Annotated in this window: 16 protein-coding genes; 8 read left to right on the top strand and 8 right to left on the bottom strand. The window is 67.2% G+C overall.

Annotated elements, in window-relative coordinates; all coding sequences use genetic code 11:
- The first annotated feature begins 1,335 nt into the window (after window positions 1–1,335).
- Window positions 1,336–2,508 (top strand): hypothetical protein, encoded by a 1,173-nt coding sequence (locus RUMESO_RS15785; RefSeq protein WP_156362972.1) that lies wholly within the window; start codon window positions 1,336–1,338, stop codon window positions 2,506–2,508.
- A gap of 46 nt (window positions 2,509–2,554) precedes the next feature.
- On the opposite strand, the gene RUMESO_RS15780 is transcribed toward RUMESO_RS15785, so the two are convergent.
- The 6 genes from RUMESO_RS15780 to RUMESO_RS27895 all read right to left on the bottom strand — a co-directional run bounded on the left by RUMESO_RS15780 (window position 2,555) and on the right by RUMESO_RS27895 (window position 8,660).
- Complete coding sequence (locus RUMESO_RS15780) at window positions 2,555–3,358, bottom strand: hypothetical protein (RefSeq protein WP_055725571.1); 804 nt, start codon at window positions 3,356–3,358, stop codon at window positions 2,555–2,557.
- Window positions 3,359–3,366: 8 nt separating this feature from the next.
- A complete protein-coding gene (locus RUMESO_RS27910) occupies window positions 3,367–3,813 on the bottom strand; it encodes a GSCFA domain-containing protein (protein ID WP_281177571.1) in 447 nt (148 codons plus the stop codon).
- Complete coding sequence (locus tag RUMESO_RS27905) at window positions 3,729–4,625, bottom strand: GSCFA domain-containing protein (protein WP_281177570.1); 897 nt, start codon at window positions 4,623–4,625, stop codon at window positions 3,729–3,731. Before RUMESO_RS27905 ends, RUMESO_RS27910 begins: the two co-directional genes overlap by 85 nt.
- A 228-nt stretch (window positions 4,626–4,853) precedes the next feature.
- Window positions 4,854–6,956 (bottom strand): MGH1-like glycoside hydrolase domain-containing protein, encoded by a 2,103-nt coding sequence (locus RUMESO_RS15770; protein WP_051521384.1) that lies wholly within the window; start codon window positions 6,954–6,956, stop codon window positions 4,854–4,856.
- 64 nt (window positions 6,957–7,020) lie between these two features.
- The gene (locus RUMESO_RS27900) at window positions 7,021–7,809 is read right to left on the bottom strand and encodes an ABC transporter substrate-binding protein (protein WP_211262901.1); all 789 of its coding nucleotides are present in this window, start codon (window positions 7,807–7,809) and stop codon (window positions 7,021–7,023) included.
- Window positions 7,770–8,660: an ABC transporter substrate-binding protein gene (locus RUMESO_RS27895; RefSeq protein ID WP_211262900.1), complete on the bottom strand. Its 891-nt coding sequence runs from the start codon at window positions 8,658–8,660 to the stop codon at window positions 7,770–7,772. The genes RUMESO_RS27900 and RUMESO_RS27895 overlap by 40 nt, the downstream gene beginning before the upstream one ends.
- 364 nt (window positions 8,661–9,024) lie before the next feature.
- On the opposite strand from RUMESO_RS27895, the gene RUMESO_RS15760 reads away from it, so the two are divergent.
- The 6 genes from RUMESO_RS15760 to RUMESO_RS15735 all read left to right on the top strand — a co-directional run bounded on the left by RUMESO_RS15760 (window position 9,025) and on the right by RUMESO_RS15735 (window position 15,203).
- Window positions 9,025–9,981, top strand: coding sequence for an ABC transporter permease (locus tag RUMESO_RS15760; protein WP_037281495.1), 957 nt, complete (start codon window positions 9,025–9,027; stop codon window positions 9,979–9,981).
- Window positions 9,981–10,943 carry an ABC transporter permease gene (locus RUMESO_RS15755; protein ID WP_037281494.1) on the top strand — a complete coding sequence of 321 codons (963 nt, stop codon included), beginning with the start codon at window positions 9,981–9,983 and terminating at the stop codon, window positions 10,941–10,943. Before RUMESO_RS15760 ends, RUMESO_RS15755 begins: the two co-directional genes overlap by 1 nt.
- A complete protein-coding gene (locus tag RUMESO_RS15750) occupies window positions 10,940–11,932 on the top strand; it encodes an ABC transporter ATP-binding protein (RefSeq protein WP_037281493.1) in 993 nt (330 codons plus the stop codon). The genes RUMESO_RS15755 and RUMESO_RS15750 overlap by 4 nt, the downstream gene beginning before the upstream one ends.
- Window positions 11,929–12,984 carry an ABC transporter ATP-binding protein gene (locus tag RUMESO_RS15745; protein ID WP_082484133.1) on the top strand — a complete coding sequence of 352 codons (1,056 nt, stop codon included), beginning with the start codon at window positions 11,929–11,931 and terminating at the stop codon, window positions 12,982–12,984. Before RUMESO_RS15750 ends, RUMESO_RS15745 begins: the two co-directional genes overlap by 4 nt.
- Window positions 12,985–13,107: 123 nt before the next feature.
- Window positions 13,108–14,232, top strand: a complete 1,125-nt coding sequence (locus tag RUMESO_RS15740) for an iron-containing alcohol dehydrogenase (protein ID WP_037281492.1) — start codon at window positions 13,108–13,110, stop codon at window positions 14,230–14,232.
- 74 nt (window positions 14,233–14,306) lie between these two features.
- A complete protein-coding gene (locus RUMESO_RS15735) occupies window positions 14,307–15,203 on the top strand; it encodes a dihydrodipicolinate synthase family protein (RefSeq protein ID WP_037281491.1) in 897 nt (298 codons plus the stop codon).
- 76 nt (window positions 15,204–15,279) lie between these two features.
- On the opposite strand, the gene RUMESO_RS15730 is transcribed toward RUMESO_RS15735, so the two are convergent.
- Both RUMESO_RS15730 and RUMESO_RS15725 read right to left on the bottom strand, forming a co-directional pair.
- Window positions 15,280–16,029 carry a FadR/GntR family transcriptional regulator gene (locus RUMESO_RS15730; RefSeq protein WP_082484132.1) on the bottom strand — a complete coding sequence of 250 codons (750 nt, stop codon included), beginning with the start codon at window positions 16,027–16,029 and terminating at the stop codon, window positions 15,280–15,282.
- Window positions 16,022–17,092 (bottom strand): four-carbon acid sugar kinase family protein, encoded by a 1,071-nt coding sequence (locus tag RUMESO_RS15725; protein ID WP_037281489.1) that lies wholly within the window; start codon window positions 17,090–17,092, stop codon window positions 16,022–16,024. The genes RUMESO_RS15730 and RUMESO_RS15725 overlap by 8 nt, the downstream gene beginning before the upstream one ends.
- Window positions 17,093–17,298: 206 nt before the next feature.
- Here RUMESO_RS15725 and pdxA point away from each other — a divergent pair, with 206 nt between their 5' ends.
- The gene (pdxA, locus tag RUMESO_RS15720) at window positions 17,299–18,321 is read left to right on the top strand and encodes a 4-hydroxythreonine-4-phosphate dehydrogenase PdxA (protein ID WP_037281488.1); all 1,023 of its coding nucleotides are present in this window, start codon (window positions 17,299–17,301) and stop codon (window positions 18,319–18,321) included.
- The last annotated feature ends 38 nt before the right edge of the window (window positions 18,322–18,359 follow it).

Raw genomic sequence — 18,359 nt, 5'->3', positions numbered from 1 at the left:
CGGCAACCAGGCCTTCGCCTGGAGCGGCACCGGCGCCGAGGCCCACGGGCTCTGGACGGTGGACAGCGGCGCGGACGTCCTCCTGAGGGGCGACGTCGACGGCGACGGCCAGGCCGATTTCGAGATCCAGGTCAACGACCTCGCCGCCCTGGGCGCCAACGACCTCCTGCTCTGAGCCGGCAGCCGGCCCCAAGGCCGGCCCCCCCACCGCAGGCCCACACCCCACCTCGGCAAACGAGGGGGGCCAGCGGCAGCGGACGGGGCCGCTGGCAGGCCGCACGGCCGCCGATCCTGCTCCCGCCAAGACGCATGCTAATGCCGGCGGACGCGATGCCCGGTCGAGGCAGCGGCGCCGAGATCGACCAGACTCGGTGCCGCTGAAAAGGCTCCGGGCTGCAGGTCTACCTCGCCACGAGTCGCGTCCCGGCGGAATGCAGCGCGCTCTATGAAAAGATCCGCTCCACCAAGTTCCACACCGCCCAGATCAGGAGCACCGACGACGCGAGCCCGATAAGACAGGCGAGCGCGAGCATGCGCGCCAGCCCCCAGTTGTCCTTAGGCTGGGCCGGTCGCGGATGCCTTGGGTTGGTTCTCCGGGGAGCTACCCTTGAGGGGCGCAGCTCCTTTCCGGCGACGGTCCCTCTGTGGTCCGACGCAATGTGCCCTGGAAGGGGGGGTTCGTTCATGACGTCGACCCGCGCTTGGCCCTGTATGCGATCAGTAGCATAGCCCTCCCTGCAACATCAGCAACGGAGCGACGGGGATGAGGGCAACCTCCGGCACCCCCTTCGCCACGCCTTCCACCGGATCATGCCTTGGCTCCAACGTGCCGAAACTGCGGCCCACGCTTGTCTGCAACCTGTTCCAGACCAGCCACGCCGTGGCGCAGCCAGGTCGGGGCGAAGCAAGACCGTGACTGCGGCGCTGCCCAAATCACCAGCCCAGGCGGAGCCCATCAGGCTGGTCGCGTCGTTGCCAGAGCAGCGCGCGCGCCAGATCGGCTCGACACGGTTGCCCAGCCAGGTCCGAGCTACCACGACGACGGCAACGGCGAGAGAAGGGCAACCGCAGCATAGGAGGAGCAATCGAGTTCGATGCGAGCAGACGCTCCTCGAGGGCGATTTCTTCGGCGGAGATCTAAGATGACTGGTCGCGATCCGGGTGCCTATCCACGCGCAGGCTGAGCCTTGTGGCCTCCAGGGCTCAGAGGTGGTGATGTCCGGGACACATCCCATGCGCTCTGGGCAAGGGGGGACTCGATGCCTTAATGGCCTCGCTACAACGCGGGAGCCGTCGGGGCACGACGTCTCCGGTGGCTAAAGGACGGAACTTGGCATGACTAGGACGGGTATCCTGCACATCGGTCCTGCGAAGACGGGCACGACCAGTTGTCAGGAGGCGCTCTTCGCGAATCGCAAGATGCTGCTGGAGCGCCATGGGGTCTTCTACCCGTCGGTCGCGCGGAGCCACAATTCGATGCTGACGGTGATGTTCGTTGAGGACCCGCGTCGGAACATCGCGGTGAAGTCCCTTGGGATCACGACGCACGAAGGCGCCGAGGTGCTGCGGCGGCGCTACTTCGGGCAGATGGAGGCCAACCTCGCCCGAGCGTCCTATGACACGCTGGTGCTGAGCAGCGAAGGGCTATGGACGATGCCCATCGACAGCGTGAGGAAGCTTCGCACATGGCTCCTGAACTTCGCCGACGACTGGACCGTCCTCTTCACATCCAGGCATCCGGTGGACTACGCGACGAGCAACATCCAGCAGCAAATCAGGCAAGGGCACGTCCTGGAGGAGCGGATCGCAAGGCCGCCCATGACCCAATTCAAGCGGCGTGCTTCGGTCTACTTCGACGTCTTCGGGCAGGAGAACGTGAAGCTCACCGCCTTCGAGGAGGCGCGGGACGAGCCTGGCGGGCTTGTCGCCGCCTTCTGCCGGCGCCTGGGCCTGCCCGAGACGACGGCGATGGAAGTAGGTCGCTCGTCGCCCGTGCGCTGGGACGAGCCCGGCGCCCTAGGTTCCGCCTTTCGCCGGCGCCTGGGCCTGCCCGATAAGTCAGCGATGGGCGTCGGCCTCTCGTCGCCGGTCCGCAACGAGTCCATGTCGATGCTGGCGACGTTGCTGGTCAGCAGCCTCAACCAGCAACGCCCGCGCTTGATCGGCGGGAAGCTCAACCCGGAACGGGCCGAGGACGACGTCAGGGTGCTCAGACGCATCAAGGGCGAGAAGTTCCGGCTGCCGCCCGAGGTGGAGACGAAGGTCAGGCGGACGAGCCGGGACGACGTCGAATGGCTGAACGCAACCTACGGGAGGCAGCTCTACTTGGACGTTTTCTCGGATCATCCTCCGAGCGCGCTGCCAGAGGCGGGCGCCTATTCGCCCGAGACGCTTCAGTCGCTTTCGCTCCTCCTGTCGGATCTCATCAACAGGCAGGGGATGTCGGCCGAGCGTCTCGGTCGCCGCATTCTCTCCTCGTGGCAGGCAAGAGGCACCAACCCCTCATGATGGACCTCCGCTGCGTCGGCCTCACCGCCATGCTGCTGCCCGAGTCTCAGGCTCGAAGCGTCGCTCTACTGCCCTGTTCGACAAGATGCCGTTGAAGGTTCAGGAGCCAGACCCGCCCGTAAGCCTCGTTCATATGTCCGTTGTCTTGGTCCGGGTAGAATGCGCCTTTGCTACCAGCACTTAGCCGGCGCGATCCTATGGTATACTTGGCGTCTGTGGCGCGGCCATCGACGATCGTCTCTGCAGGTTGCGGGATCAGCCGAGCGTCGAGTGGCGCGAAGACCCGTCGATCGAGGATGTCGATCGTGTCGCGGTAAGGCATGAGGGGCGGAGGCAGCGCACTGCCCGCCGAGTTGGTACGCAAGCGTGAGAGCCCCATGAGCATAGGCTTCCGCGTGATCGCACGGAGGTGCTGGACCGTCCGGGAGGAGGTGTCCGGGACGTTGGCGCGCAAGGGCGAGAGTCCCACCAGTATTAGCTTCGGCGTGATGGCGCGGAGGCGCTGAACCATCTCGTACGTGCCGCTCCCAAGTGCACGGTCGAGGACCGCGGCCTCGCGCACTGCTTGCGAGTAGCGTCGGCCGTCCTCCGTCAGGGACGGACTCGGATAGAGGCCGTAGACGAGGAAGATGTCGTAGGCAGCAGTGTCGATCTCACCCAACCCGCCAGAGGTCAGCTTGAGTTGCGCTCTCTGCTGCTTGGACGAGGGAACAAGCCTGTTGCCCTTGGACAGCAGGTCCAAGATCCTCGCTTGGCGCTGAGCGAAGAAGGTCAACTCACAGGCTTGTGGAGATGTGCGCAGCGCATCCCAGGCCAGCTTGAGAGCGCCGACATGGCTGTTGCCGATCACGCAGACTCTCAAGTTCGTTTGTCTCCGAAGGCTCCGAGCAGTTCCTCCTCGCAGACCAGATCTTCGTCGGCCATTGCGGAGGAAGCGTCAGCCGCTGCTTCGACGGGGCCGAACTTTCGCTCGAGCTCGCGGAAGAAGGTGTCCATGACGAAGCTTACGCCTGTCGGTGTGACGCCGCGCTGATTTGGCTCGAAGAAGCCGCCGCGGAACACCGGGCTGGAGATGATCTCGTAAGAGGGAAAATAATCGACGTACTCGTTGCGATCGGCAATGTGGCCAGCGACCGCCCTCAGGACCGACTTCGACTGCATGGTCGCGACCAGAACGTGCTTGCCGGACTTCGTCGCTGTCAGCGGCACGGGGGAAACCGTCAGGATGAACTGGAGCTTCGGATTGGCCTTTCGAAGGATATCGAGCGCCGCACGCAGTTCCGTGCGCACGTCGCCAAACGACATGTTGTCGAAGGCATGGAGGCCCGCGTCGAAGGAGCCCCGGCCGTTCCTGGGCACATGGGATACTCATACCCATGAGCCGTGTTCATCCAGCGCTCGGTCAGGCCCAAGGTGAACACGAAGAACGCCGCATCCGTCACGCTTTGCCGGAACGCCCTCAGAGTCTCCTCCCGAGAGCGACGAAGCTCCTCGACCGAGGCGAAGCCGTCAGGCTCGATCCGAGGCCGGAACGGATCGTAGAACCGCCCGTCCGCCTCCCAGACTTCCTCAGGGACCGGCTTCGAGCCGAAGGCCCATTCAGCCCACTGCTGCAAGAGCGAGGTCGTGTAAATGTTCGCGGTCCTGCTCGAGAAGACGTCGTAGTTGAAGCGGGTCAGGTTCGTGGAGCTCATGAACTGGGGGGCGGGCTCGGCGCGGAACCAGTTGAACCCCCGCGACTTCAGGGCGCGCCCGATATGTTGGGCGAAGCACGAGCCGTAAGTCGACACCTTGTCTTGGGCCGAGATCCGGAACTTGGGGTCCCACAGCTCCTCGATCTGCAGCATGTTTCGGTCGCCGACGGCGGGCTTCCAGAAGGCTTTCGGGGGCAGGTCGTTGTACGGGTGCATGAAGCCCTCGAGGTCATCCAGTAGGTCGAAGCCATGATACCTGCAATCTAGGGCCATTCCACCCCTTGGGACCCGGGAGTCATGCCCACGAAGGCGCCTGACGAACTCGGGATGAAGCATCATGGCATCATCGTGGGCCCCACTCGAGTTCGGGTCGTCGAGATGTGTCAAGCTCTGGATCGAGTGATCACAGGCATCGAGGACCACGGGAAGGCCGTCGGCGACGAACCCAGATCGGGGCCAGCGGTGAAGTTGACGCAGGGCAGCACGGTCACGGAGGGCCCAGTGTCGAAGATCGTGGCTGGCCGCCAAGGCGCCGCACTTCCAACATCAACCGGCCACGCTCTACGGATCGGGCCAAGCCGCCGGGAAGGATCCCATGGCCGGTACAGGCAAGCTGGAACGGATATTGCGACCGGGGCCGCTGATCGGTCCTCATTGCAGGATCGGCAGACCCTCCCACTGCAGAGGCTCCAGTTTGTCGCGCCGGGCCACTTCGTTGCCCTCGACCAGAAGGCGCAGGCCTTCGGCGCGCGAGAACCGCACCGAGAGGGACATGCCACGTATGTTCAGCCCCTCGATGGAGTAGGAATCCAGACCGATGTCGATCGGATCCACGGTAAGGCGTGTCCCGGCGCCGACCTCGAGGCCGACCACGTGCCTCAGCACGAGGTCGATGAAGTAGGAGTGGTTGTAGTCCGGCTCGTCGCTGATCGGCTCGCCTGTGGCGCTGTCGTAATGTTCGACCAAGTAGGGAGTCACCCCGTCGCGTCCCTGGAAATGAAGGAGGACGAAGTCCCAGAAACGCTTCGCGAAAAGCTCGTCATGAGCATGACCGGCCTCCCGGCTCAGGCGGGCGAGGGCATCGAGCGTGATGCTGTTCGTGTAAGGCCAGGTTGGACCGTCCCACATGCACCCGTTCCGGCCCTTGAGGAACTGCCCCTTCCAACTTCCCCCGGGCTGGTAGACCGGGCAATCGCGGGCCACCGAGGGGAAGGGGCAGCCCGTGTCGAAGCCGTCGACGAGTGCCGCGAGAAGCCCTCGAGCCTGCTCGGCATCCGTAAGGCCGGCCCAGGCCGGGTAGAAGCCGACGATGTTGCGCACCATGGCCTTCCGATCGGTCTCGGGGTCCAGATCGTAGAAGAACCCGGTCTTGGAGTCCCACTGCTTCGAGAGAATGTCCGTCGCGACCTCCTCCGCCAAGGCGGCAAACCGTGGCGCGTCCTCATCGCCGAGAGCGGCCGCGAGGGCCGCGACGCCCCGCGCATTGAGATGCTGGTAGACGGCTCGGTCGACGCGCTTCAGCGGCGTGTAGGTCGCCTTGTCGAAAGGGTCGTCGGGAAAGCCGTGGAAGTACCAGTAGCTGGGCTGGTACTCCTTGCCCGTCAACCGGTGATCGACCTGCAGGGGCAAGGCGTCGCCAGCGGTCGCGAGGTTCTCGCGCTCGCCGATCACCTGTCGCTTGAGGGTGGGCAGCCCCGCCGCAAGACGAGGGTCGAGGCCGCGCGCCAACGCATATTGCCACGCCGCCCAGCCAGCGAAGTTGGCATAGGGATGCATGGTCTCATTGACGGTCTTCGCGTAAAGCTGGCCGTCAATGCCCTGCGCCGCCGCCAGAGCAGCGAGGAGGTCGCCGCCGAGGTCGGCGGTCGCATGCCACCGGAGTTCGAGGAGGTGCATCGGGGTCGAGAGCGGGATGAGCTTGCTGAACTCCCAGCCCGACGGCGCGAAAGGGGCCTTGCCCATCTTATGCGAGCGGCCCTCGTAGATCACGGGTCCAGGGAGGGCGCCGAGGCCGGGGCGGGCGAGGTTGTGCCTCAGCAGGAACCAGCGATAGGCGAAGGTCCGGTCGAGGAGGAGGCTTGAGCTGGTGAAGCGCGGGACGCCATGGAACCAGGCATCGTAGGCCTTGGCCTGAGCCGCGACGATCTCCCGCGGCTCGACCGGATCAAGCAGCGGCCGGAGACGGCTCTCGAGATCGTCCCGGCTATCGCTCTCGGCGAGGCCGAGGGCGGCTGCGACGACGAAGCTCACCGTCTCACCGGGAGCGACGGGAAGGCCGTCCCACAGCTCGGGCCGGGAGGTCGAGACGACGGCACGCACCGTGAAATCACGCTCCGGGAAGGCCCGCTCGCCGGTAGCGACGTCACCCGCTCGGACGATCCAGGACGGGTCGACGGTGACGCGCAGCAGGAGCGTCTCGGTCCCCTCGTTGCGCCACTCCTGGACCGAGACGGCACAGTCGTTCCAGTCGATGAACTTGGTCTCGGCCAGCGCGAGCGCGCCAAAACGCTGGCTCACGGACAGATGGCTCGGGCGCCAGATCACGTCGGCTGGCGCCGGAGGACCGGAGGCGCCCGCGAAGACCTCGAAGAGCGAGGGGATGTTCAGCTTGTGGATGAAGTCGATGGCCCCGACGAAGCCCGGCCGCTCCTCGAGGTAGTCGGCCCAGAGCCGCGCTCCGGTTGAGCCGAGGAGCAGCGTCCCGGGCCGGGTCCTGAGGCCTCGCCGGCCGGTGGTGAGCAGGTCGTCGATCATCGGGAGGGCAGGGCGGCTGGCCCCGCCGCGTCGAGCGGCGAGGCCTTCGGCTCACAACGGCCGGTCAGCCGCGATGGACCTCGACGGTCCAGGGCTCGTAGACCTGCCAGTCGAGGTTCTTCACGATGTTCTGCACCTGCGGCATGGCCCACTTGGACATTCCTTCGTGGTACCAGGGGATGAAGGCCCAGTCCTCGCGGAAGGCGCGTTGCGCCTCCTGGGCGAGGGCGACGCGTTGCGGATCGTCCTCGGAGAGCACCGCCGCCTCGTCGAGCTTGGAGTCCACGTCCGGATTGGCATAGCCGCCGAGCTTGTTCTGCGCGTTCGAAGACGACGAGTGGATCGCGGCGCGCAGGTAGAACACCGCGTCCGGTACGCGGCTGCCCACGTCGTCGCGGAAGATCTGCACGTTCGCCTGGTCCGGCCCGGAATAGGCGTCGATCTGCGGCTTCATCTCGACCGCGGCGATGCCGAGGTTCTGACGCCACTGCTCCGCGATGTACTGGGCGGCGAGCTCGGCAGAGGGCGTGGAGATGCCCACCATCATGATCGTCGGGAGACCTTCCGGACCGCCGTAGGAGGACTCGGACAGGAGTTTCTTCGCCGCCTCGGCGTCGAAGGGATAGGGCTCCCAGCTCTCGTCCACGCCGGGAACCGCGTTCAGGATCTGCTCGGCCTTCTCCATCGGGCCGTCCGGGTAGGTGACGCGGAGCCCCTCGCGATCGATGGCCATGATGAGCGCCTGCCGGACCTTCGGGTCGTCCGTCGGGGCGCGATTCACGTTCAGCCAGAAGTGCTGGCCCTTCGGGATCATCACGCCGGAGGCGAAGTCCTCGCCCAAGTCCTCGTCCATCGTGGGGGTCGCGAAGGCCGTGTGGCGTCCATCTCGCCGTTCTGCAGGAGGGCGGTCGCGGTCACCGGGTCCTCGACGGTCCGGATCTCGATCCGCTTGAGCTTCGGCGCGGGACCGAAGAAGTTCTCGTTGGGCTCGAAGGCCAGGATGCCTCCGTCGAGGTCCATCTCGACCGGCTTGAACGGACCGCTGACGATCACGCCGTTGTCGGGGAGCCAGAACTCCATGACCTCGTCGCCCATCTCGTCCCGGGCCTGCTCGACCTTCACGATCGGCACGATCTGGGTCGCGATGCGCTGGTGGAAGATCGGGTCCACTTGGGCGAGCTGCACCTCAAGGGTCTTGTCGTCCTTGACGACGAGGCCCGTCATCTCGGCCGTCGAGCCGCTCAGCACGTCCTGGTAGCCCGCGACGCTCGAGAGCGCGAGGTCCACGCGCTGGTTGCGGGTGGCGGGCATCGCCGCGAGTTCCCAGGAGCCCTTCACGTCGGCCGCGGTGATCGGGCTGCCGTCCGAGAAGGTCGCGTTGTCGGCGATGGTGAAGGTCCAGGTCTTGCTGTCCTCGGACGGAGTCCAGGTCGCGAAGACATAGGGGTGCAGGTTGTTGTCGCTGTCGAAATACATCGCCGAGGCCCACCACAGCGAGTTCCAGCGGAGGTGGTCGCCGCCGCCCCGGAGCGGGGACCAGTCCATGTCGAAGACCGGGTGGGCGATGCGGAGCACCTGCTCGTCGTCCTGAGCATAGGCGAACTTGACGAAGCCGGGCATCGCGAAGGCGGACAGAACGCCCGTGGCGAGTCTGAAGGTTCCGCGGCGCGTGAGGCCGCCGCGCGGAATAGCGTTCTTGGACACGTGATCCTCCCTGATCGGCCGCTGGAACGGCTCCAGGGACCAGTAGAAGCTAGTTGTCATCTTGTCAACTCGGGGTCGACTCTCGATCAGGTTCCAGTCTGCGCTCCGGACGCGTACACTTGCATCCGCATCATGTGAGCAAGGAAAACCGGGACCATAATGCGACAAACATCCTAAGCCACTGTCAGCCTAAGCGAGGTGGGCTGGCCTTCCGGGTTGTCCGGGCCCCGAAGTGGTGAGTTGACATCTATACAACATTGCGGCAGACCGGCTCGGCACCGCGTGCATGGGGAGGAACGCGCAGGGCCGGCGACCAGAGCCAAGCCCTCCCGCGATGGTCCGTAGCGGAGGAGATCCGACGCGTATGCTGAGATATGTCCTGCGACGGGTCCTGATCTGGATTCCTTCGATCCTCCTCATCCTGCTGGCAGTATACGCGCTGGCTTTCTACGGCGCCGGCGACCCGGTGAAGCTGATCTTCATGCGTGCCCCGGGCGACGTCGCCTATAACCCGGAACGGATCGAGGCGATCCGTGCCCGGGCCGGCCTCGACCAGCCCTTCCTGATCCAGTTCTGGAACTACATCAGCCACCTGCTGACGGGGAACTGGGGCAACTCCCTCGTGACCGGCCGGCCGGTCTGGCGGACCATCTCGGCGGCCGCGCCGGTTTCGCTGCAGCTCGGCCTGGTCGCCATCCTCCTGACCGCCGTCGTCGCGATCCCTCTTGGCGTCATTGCGGCGCTGAACCAGAACCGTGCCGCGGACTACGCGATCCTCGGCTCGGCGCTCATCCTCTGGGCGATACCGCCCTATGTGGCCGGGCCGCTCCTCATGGTGGCGTTGATCCTCGTTCTTCCCACCGGCTCGATTCCGTATGGGTGGGGCGGGGTCTTCGACGTGCGGATCCTTCTGCCGCTCGCGGTCCTTTCCATGCAGCCGATCGCCCTGATCGTGCGCCAGACCCGCAGCGCGGTGATCGAGGTGATGGGCGAGGACTTCGTGCGGACCGCGCGGGCCAAGGGCGTGCCCGAGCTCATCGTCGCGATCCGCCACATCATGCGGCCGGTCCTGACCCCGGTGGTCACTCAACTCGGCCTCATCATGATCACGCTGGTCAACGGCGCGATCTTCGTGGAGCTCGTGTTCGGCCTTCCGGGGCTAGGACGGCTCACCGTGGAGTCGACCCTCAACAGCGACTACCCCGTCATCCTCGCCATCACGCTGATCGGGGCGACGCTGGTCATGGCTTCGAACCTGCTCGTGGACCTGGTCTATCCTCTCCTCGATCCGCGCGCGGGCAGCCTGAGGGCGGATCGCTGATGACCATGCCCGTGACTCTTTCCGCCGCCGTCGAGCCGGACGAGCAGGTCAGCCTCTGGCGCGACGCCTGGCATCGGCTGCGGGCCAATCGCCTGGCCGTCTTCGGGCTCTGCATCGTCGTGATCCTCGTCTTCGTCGCGGTCGCAGGACCCTGGATCTCGCCTTACGACTTCCTGTCCCAAGACCTTGAGGCCACGAACCAGGGGCCGAGCATGGCTCATTGGTTCGGCACCGACGACCTCGGACGCGACGTGCTCTCTCGCGTGATCTACGGTGCCAGGACCGCGCTGCTGGTCGCCGTCGTGGTGACCGGCATCGCCCTGGCCATCGGCGTGACCCTCGGCGCGATCGCGGGCTACGTGGGCGGGCGGGTGGATGCCGTCATCATGTGGGTGACCGACATGGTGATGTCGGTCCCGAGCCTGCTTCTGGTGGTGGTCATCAATACTTCGCTGAAGCCGCCGCTCAGCGCCTTCATGGACGCGCGCTACCTCGCCACGCACAACCCGATCTGGCGGCAGACGATCTGGATCGACTTCGTGCTGGTCTTCGGCTCCATGGCGCTGATCCTCTGGCCGCCCTACGCCCGGCTTGTTCGTGCGCAGGTGCTCTCGATCCGCAACCGCAACTACGTGACGGCCGCCCGCGCGCTGGGGCTGACCCCGGGCCTCATCCTGCGGCGCTACGTCGTGCCGAACGCCTTGGGGCCGGTCATCGTCGCGGTGTCGGCGGGGCTCGGGACTGCCATGGTGCTCGAGAGCGCCTTCTCCTTCCTGGGCGTCGGCGTCCGGCCCCCGACCCCGTCCTGGGGCAACATGATCTCGGACGGCCTGCGGGTCTGGCGCACCTATCCCCACCTCCTGGCGGCGCCGGCGGCCGTGCTCGGGCTCGCGACCGTCGCGTTCTCCTTCCTGGGCGACGGCCTGAACGACGCCCTCAACCCGAGGCAGTGGCGCAAATGACCGATCCGCTACTTTCCGTCCGCGACCTCGCCGTCGAGGTCTCGACCCGTCGTGGCCCGGCGCGGGTCGTGGATGGCGTGTCCTTTCACATCGGCCGAGGCGAGGCCCTGGGCGTCGTGGGCGAGTCGGGTTGCGGCAAGTCGATCACCACGCTCGCGCTCCTGGGCCTGCTGCCTCCGGGCGCCCGCGTCGCCGGCGGCTCGGCCCGGATGGAAGGCAAGGATCTCCTGACCCTCTCGCGGCGCGCGCTGCGCGAGGTGCGTGGGGGCCGCATCGGGATGATCTTCCAGGACCCGATGACCTCCTTCAATCCGGTGCTGAAGATCGGCGACCAGTTGATCGAGCCGCTGATCTACCATCGGGGAATGTTGCGCCGCGAAGCCTGGGCGAGGGCAGGCGAGCTCCTGCGCCTCGTCGGCATTCCCGGCGGGGCCTCGCGCCTCGACAACTACCCGCACGAGCTCTCGGGCGGGATGCGACAGCGCGTGATGATAGCGATGGGCCTGGCCTGCGAGCCGCCGCTCCTCATCGCCGACGAGCCGACGACAGCGCTCGACGTGACGATCCAGGCGCAGATCGTGGACCTCGTGAAGGACCTGCGCGCACGGCTCGGCATGTCGATCATCTGGATCACCCATGACCTTGCGCTGGTGTCCGGGCTCGTGGACCGGGTGATCGTGCTCTATGCGGGCAAGATCGTCGAGGAGGCGCCGGTCGACGACCTCTACGCACGTCCGACGCATCCTTACACCCAGGGGCTGCTGGCGTCGCTGCCGACTCTCGAGGGCGAGGAGACGCGTCGCCTGCCTGCCATCGGCGGCACGCCCCCCGACCCCGGGCGGCGGCCCGCCGGCTGTCCCTTCGCGCCGCGATGCCCGCTCCGGGTCGCGCGGTGCGAGTCCGAGATGCCGCCCCTGGTCGCGGTCGCCGGCGGTCCGCATCGAGCGGCCTGCTGGGTGAACGCCAAGCCGCAGGAGCTCGCCGCATGACCCTCGCCCTCGACACACGGACGACTTCTCGCGACCCGGCCGTGACGCCGCGCGGCGATGCGCTGATCTCGATCATCGGACTGAGCAAGCATTTCCACGTCAAGCTCGGCGCCTTCGGGCAGACCGCGGCCGAGGTTCACGCGCTCGACGACTTCACCCTCGACATCCGCCGAGGGGAGACCTTGAGCCTCGTGGGCGAGTCGGGCTGCGGCAAGTCGACGGCCGGCTTCACGATGCTGCAGATCCACAAGCCCTCGGCCGGTCAGGTCATCTACGGCGGCGTGGACCTGGCGCAGCTCTCCGAGGATCGCCTGCGGCCCTACCGCCGGAAGCTTCAGGTGGTCTTCCAGGATCCTTACTCGACCCTGAACCCAAGGATGACGGTCGGCGAGGCCATCGCCGAGCCTCTCCTGTTCCACGGCCAAGCCACGCGAGGGAACATCACCGAAAAGGTGGCGACGCTCCTTGGGGATGTCGGCCTGTCGCCCCGGTTCGCCATGCGCTATCCGCACGAACTCTCGGGGGGGCAGCGCCAGCGCGTGGTGATCGCACGGGCGCTCGCCTGCGGGCCGGAGTTCCTCGTCTGCGATGAGGCGATCTCGGCGCTGGACGTGTCGGTGCAGGCCCAGATCATCAACCTCTTCCAGGACCTGCAGGAGCGCTACGGGCTTACCTACCTTTTCATCGCGCACGACCTCGCCGTGGTGCGCCACATCTCCGACCGGGTCGCGGTCATGTATCTCGGCCGTCCCGCCGAGCTTGGCCCGAAGCGAGCGATCTTCAGCGCGCCGCTGCACCCTTACACCAAGGCGCTCCTCTCGGCCGTGCCCGAGCCGGACCCCGCGCGCGAGCGCAGCCGCAAGCGGCAGGTCCTTTCCGGGGACGTGCCCAGCCCGCTCGACCCGCCGCCGGGCTGCAGGTTCCATACACGATGCCCGCTCGCGGTCGAACGGTGCCGACGCGAGGTGCCAGCCTGGCGCGAGATGGCACCCGACCACTTCGTGGCCTGCCACCGGGTCGGCGAGGCCATCCCCGTGCCGGACGCCGCCTGAGGCGAGCCGCGGTGCCGAACCCTGGACGGAGCGGGCCAGCGAGGCCCGCCCGGCCGTTGTCGCGATCCCAGAGCGGCCGTCCTGCCACGGATGGCCGCCCAGCCAAGAAGCCGAGGACTCCGAATGCCCAGCCTTGACCAGCCGATAGAGATGCTGCGCCCGCCCATCGTCCGGTTCGGGCGAGGGCAGGTCGGGACGCTTGCGGACTGGGTGGCGGGGGTCGGCGCCCGGAGGTGCTTCGTGGTGGCGGACCGGGTCAATGCCGCCCGGATCGACGTTCTTGGCCTGCGCGACGTCCAGCTTTTCGGCGAGGTGAAGCCCGAGCCCGACCTGCCGAATCTCGAGGCGGCGGTCGCTGCGGCCAAGGCGGCCCGGGCGGATGCCGTGATCGGCTTTGGAGGCGGCAGCGCGATGGACCTCGCCAAGCTCGTCGCGGTCCTGCTTGCGACGGACAAGGGCTTGCGGGACATCTCCGGACCGAACCGGGCTCCGACCCGCACCGTCAGGCTGGCCCAGGTGCCGACGACTGCGGGAACCGGCAGCGAGGTCGGGACCCGGGCGCTCGTCACGGACCCCGAGACGATGAACAAGATCGCGACCGAAAGCCGCGAGATGCTGGCCGACATCGCGATCATCGACCCGGAGCTGACGGTCTCGGTGCCGCCGCAGGTCACGGCGGCCACCGGCGTCGACGCGATGGCGCACTGCGTGGAGGCGTTCACCAGCAAGCGCTCCCACCCGATCATCGACGACTACGCGCTCCGGGGCATCGAACTGGTCGGCCGTTACCTCCGCCGGGCCGTCGAGGACGGGGCGGACATCGAGGCACGAGCGGGCCTCGCGCTCGCGGCCTTCTATGGCGGCGTCTGCCTCGGTCCGGTGAACACGACGGCCGGCCATGCGCTGGCCTACCCGCTGGGCACGCGGCACAAGCTCGCGCATGGGATCGCCAATGCGCTCATGTTCCCTCATGTGCTGGCGGTGAACGCGCCCGCGGAGCCGAACAAGACCGCACTGATCGGACGCGCGCTCGGCTTTGACTGCGAAGGGCGACAGGCGGTGCTCGCAGGGGCCCAGGCCTTCTGCGGCGACCTCGGCCTCGACATGGCCATGAGGAACCACGGCGTGCCTCGCGACGACCTGCCGGCGTCGGCCCGGGAGGCTCACGCCATTCGCCGTCTCCTGGACTTCAACCCGGTCGACCTCAGCGAGGCCGACATCCTGGAGATCTACGAGGCCGCCTACTGACGGACGCACCCGCGCTGGCCGCCACATGGCGTGAACGCGGCGGTTCCCGAGACCCGAAATCGCATGGAGGACCCATGGCCAAAGAGGCGTTCGTCGCGCTCGTCACCTGCTTCAATGACGACGAGAGCATCAATTTCCCGGCGACCCGTGCGCAGGTGCGGCGTCAGATAGCGGCCGGCAACAACATCATGTGCGCCGGCACCAACGGCGACTTCACGGCGCTGACCTTCGACGAGAAGGTCCGGCTGACCGAGCAGGTCGTCGACGAGGTCGGCGGGCGGGCTCGGGTCATCGTCAACGCCGGGATGCCGGGCACCTACGAGACCCTCCTGCTCGCGCGCGAGTTCGATCGGATCGGCGTCGACGGCATCGCCGTCATCACGCCCTTCTTCTTCGCCTGTACGCAGGACGGCCTGGTGCGGCACTTCTCGACGGTGGCCGATGGGGTCGAGACGCCGGTCTACCTCTACGACATCCCCGCGCGCACGCAGAACCACATCGAGCCCGAGACCGCGCGGGCGCTCGCGGCGCATGGCAACATCGCCGGCATCAAGGACTCGGGTGGGGCGCAGGACACGCTGGAGGCCTATCTGGCCATCGGCAAGGCGGCCGACGCCTTCGACGTCTACTCGGGCCCGGATCACCTCGTGCTCTGGGCGCTGGGGAATGGCGCTAAGGGCTGCATCTCGGGTCTGGGCAACGTGATGCCGGACGTGCTGGCCGGCATCGTCTCCGCCTTCAACGCAGGCGACCTGGCCGAGGCCGAGCGACAGCAGGCCGTGTTCGCGGCCTTCCGCAAGGATCTCTACGGCCTCGGCTATCCGCCCGCCCTGGTCAAACGGTCCCTGTTCCTGATGGACCCGAGCGTCGGCGCCAGCCGGCAGCCCGCCCTGCTGCCCGAGCCGGAGCAGGATGCGAGGATCACGGCCTTGCTGCGTCGGCACGGGCTCCTGCGCGAGGCGCTGGCCTGATCCGGTCATCTCAGGGGCTGGCCTTGCGACGAGCGCGGCCAGCCCCGCCAGGAGCGATCCTGCCGCCCGGGATCGTTCAGGACCGGCTCAGGTCGATCAGGGTGCCCCCGAAGAGCCGGTCGCGCGAATGGATCAGGTGTTGCTCCATGAGCAGGCGAGCGGTGCTCGCGTCACCGTCGCGGATGGCCGCGAAGATCGCGCGGTGCTCCTGGAACACGTCCCGCAGGCCCCGTGCGCCGTCGCTCATCAGGGCCTGACCGTGCAACTTCATCCCCGCATAGATGTGGTCGCGCAACGCGCGCATCGAGGCCTCGAAGTACTGGTTGTTGGCGGCCTGCGCGACGGCCAGGTGGAAGGAATAGTCGGCGTCCTCACGATGGGTCTTGGACGTGGTGGCGGCGTCCATCAGCGACAGGGCCTGTTCGATCTCCTCGATGGCGGCCTTGTTCCGGCGCGCGGCAGCGAAGGCGGCGGCGGCCGGCTCGATGGTGAACCGGAACTCATAGCACCGCTGGATATCGGCGATCGTCTCGACGCGGGCAAATCCGAGAGGAGCCGTGCGCGTCTCCCGCACGAAGTTCCCAGCACCCTGGCGGGAGTAGATGAGGCCCTCCTCCCGCAGGCGTTCGAGGGCGGCGCGTAGGACCGGGCGCGACACCCCGAACTCCTCGGCAAGGCTCTTCTCGGGTGGGAGCTTCTTGTTGGCGGAATAGTCACCGTTGCTGATCCGGCTGTAGAGCAGGTGATAGACCCGCTCCGCGAGGGCTGGTCGGTGGCGTGGCGCCCGCGATCCCTGCTCGTCGACGGGAGTGGTAAGGTCATTCATCACGCGCTGTCCCGTCATCCTGTTCCACCGCCCTTGCCACGCTAAGTAGAGTATCGGGGTCCCCGAAACCACCTGACTTCGTCACGACCCTCAGGGGGCGTCCGTTGACGATCGTGCTGGCGACCGGAACCCCTGGGAGGAACTCGCCCTCGACCGTCAGCACTCCGGCGCCAAGGCGCCCAAGGATGGCATCGGCGGTCTCCCCGCCACAGGCAAAGAGGGTCTTCACGCCTCTGGCCAGCAGCAACTCCTCCACGGCCGCGGCGAACGCGGCGCCGACCTCATGGCCGTCGAGACCATCGGGCGCGGTCCTGAGTTGCAACAGCCAAGCCGGGCCGATCGCGTCGGGCCCTGGCGATCCAGCGTCGGTCAGGTCCATTGCCCCCTTGGCGGCCTTCAGGACCGCCAACTGCCCCAAGGTGATCGGATCGCGCGAGCCGACGGCCAACAGGAGAGGCGCCGGCAGGTTGGTGGCAGGCAAGGCTGGGCATTCGGGCACGAGTTGCCGCGCCAGAGCGGCTGCCAGGCCTGCCGCTCCCACGAGCAGGGGGCGTGGCTCACCCGCCAGGACCGCGAGCGCCGCATCGAGGTCAAGGTCGCTTGCCGTGTCCGGGATGGTCAATTGCAGGCCGCTCCCGGAACAGGTCGCCGCGATGTCGATCGGCGCGGCGACGCCAGTTCCGACCACGTGGAGGTCCTTGACGATCCGTCCCTGCGCGGGAACGGCCGGTGCGACCAGGGCGGACGCGGCGCCGGCTCCCTCGGCCATCGCATGAAGCTCCGCCGCGACGTGGCCCTTCAACCGCGAGTCGACCTTCTTGAAGAACATCCTCGGTCGGAAGCCCGCCGTGGAAGCAAGGACCTCTGCGACAGCGCTGCGGGCCCATGCAGCATCGGCTTCGCGGGATGCCGTGCTGACCGCCAGCACGTCGGGCTGCGCCGAAAGAGCCGCGCCGACTTCGGACGGGCGCCGGGCCACGCGGCAGCGAAGCCCGCGCTTGGCGAAAGCGACGGCGCTGTCCAAGGCTCCGGTCAAGTCATCCGCAACGATCAACACCTGCATGGCGCATTCCCAGGTTGTGCCTGCTGGGGCTTACAAGTAAAGATGTCAAATCGAAACTGCAAAACAAACCCGATGATGGTCCGAGGCCGAAGGCTAAATCCAGTCGTGCAAAGCGGATTGACTCCGTCTTGGCCCCATCCTGACGCGACTGGTGAAGTTTACAGGTTGCCGCCACTCGCATCCATCCGCATGGAAGGTTCCACGCCATGGCACAGCACCAGCGCTCCGCGCCGATCGTCATCACGATGGGTGACCCGTCCGGGGTAGGCCCGGAGGTGACGGTCAAGGCTCTGGCCACGCTGTCGCCGGACGAGCGGGGCGATTACGCCGTCATCGGGGACAAGGGGGTGCTTGCCCGCGCCCTGGCCGCAAGCGGGATCGATCTGCCGCTGCAGGACTGGCCGGCTCCGCCATCCGGCGGCCTTTCCGTGATCGACGTGCCCGTCGAAGGACTGCCGGACCGCTTCGGAGTGCTCAGCCCCCGCTGCGGCGAGGCCGCGTTCCAGTACATCCGCAAGGCCGTCGAGCTCGCGGGCACGGGCGAGGCGGCCGGGATCGTCACCGCTCCCATCAACAAGGAAGCCCTGAATGCCGCGGGGCACCATTACGACGGTCACACCGGGCTGCTTGCACACCTGACCGGGCGGCGCGCGTCCTGGATGCTCCTGGCGTCCGAGCGCCTCAACGTGATCCATGTCTCGACCCATGTGGCGCTGAAGGAGGCGATCCGCAGGGCCACCCCCGAGGGCGTTCTCGAGACGATCCGCGTCGGTCACGCCCACTTGCGTCGCATGGGCATCGCCGAGCCTCGGATCGCCGTGGCCGGGATCAACCCGCATTGCGGCGAGAACGGACTGTTCGGGACCGAGGACGACGAGCAGATCGTACCCGGCGTCGAGGCCGCGCGCGCCGAGGGCATCGACGTCGTGGGACCCATCTCGGCCGACACGGTCTATCACCGCGCCTATCAAGGCGGCTTCGACCTCGTGATCGCTCAGTACCACGACCAGGGGCACATCCCCATCAAGCTGGTGGCCTTCGATACGGCCGTCAACGTGTCCTTGGGCCTGCCGATCGACCGTTCGTCGGTCGACCACGGCACCGCATTCGACATCGCCGGGACCGGGAAGGCCAAGTATGTCAACATGCTGTCCGCGCTGGCCTACGCCCGCCGGCTTGCAGGGAGCCGGCGCGAGGCCCCCGTGCAGGACGAAGTCGAGGGCCTCTGATACGAACCGGGCACCGGCCTCGAGGGCTTTGCCATCTC

It is taken from the genome of Rubellimicrobium mesophilum DSM 19309 (genome assembly GCF_000600335.2).
Lineage (GTDB): Bacteria > Pseudomonadota > Alphaproteobacteria > Rhodobacterales > Rhodobacteraceae > Rubellimicrobium > Rubellimicrobium mesophilum.
Note: the sequence above shows the minus strand (reverse complement) of the source record. Positions and strands in the feature narration are given on the sequence as shown.

Bases quoted from the DNA above. Each gene is read 5' to 3' on its own strand.
- RUMESO_RS15785 (WP_156362972.1), top strand. From the start codon at position 1,336: ATGACTAGGACGGGTATCCTGCACATCGGTCCTGCGAAGACGGGCACG.
- RUMESO_RS27910 (WP_281177571.1), bottom strand. From the start codon at position 3,813: ATGTCGTTTGGCGACGTGCGCACGGAACTGCGTGCGGCGCTCGATATC.
- RUMESO_RS15770 (WP_051521384.1), bottom strand. From the start codon at position 6,956: ATGATCGACGACCTGCTCACCACCGGCCGGCGAGGCCTCAGGACCCGG.
- RUMESO_RS27900 (WP_211262901.1), bottom strand. From the start codon at position 7,809: ATGGACGAGGACTTGGGCGAGGACTTCGCCTCCGGCGTGATGATCCCG.
- RUMESO_RS15760 (WP_037281495.1), top strand. From the start codon at position 9,025: ATGCTGAGATATGTCCTGCGACGGGTCCTGATCTGGATTCCTTCGATC.
- RUMESO_RS15755 (WP_037281494.1), top strand. From the start codon at position 9,981: ATGACCATGCCCGTGACTCTTTCCGCCGCCGTCGAGCCGGACGAGCAG.
- RUMESO_RS15750 (WP_037281493.1), top strand. From the start codon at position 10,940: ATGACCGATCCGCTACTTTCCGTCCGCGACCTCGCCGTCGAGGTCTCG.
- RUMESO_RS15745 (WP_082484133.1), top strand. From the start codon at position 11,929: ATGACCCTCGCCCTCGACACACGGACGACTTCTCGCGACCCGGCCGTG.
- RUMESO_RS15740 (WP_037281492.1), top strand. From the start codon at position 13,108: ATGCCCAGCCTTGACCAGCCGATAGAGATGCTGCGCCCGCCCATCGTC.
- RUMESO_RS15735 (WP_037281491.1), top strand. From the start codon at position 14,307: ATGGCCAAAGAGGCGTTCGTCGCGCTCGTCACCTGCTTCAATGACGAC.
- RUMESO_RS15730 (WP_082484132.1), bottom strand. From the start codon at position 16,029: ATGAATGACCTTACCACTCCCGTCGACGAGCAGGGATCGCGGGCGCCA.
- RUMESO_RS15725 (WP_037281489.1), bottom strand. From the start codon at position 17,092: ATGCAGGTGTTGATCGTTGCGGATGACTTGACCGGAGCCTTGGACAGC.
- pdxA (WP_037281488.1), top strand. From the start codon at position 17,299: ATGGCACAGCACCAGCGCTCCGCGCCGATCGTCATCACGATGGGTGAC.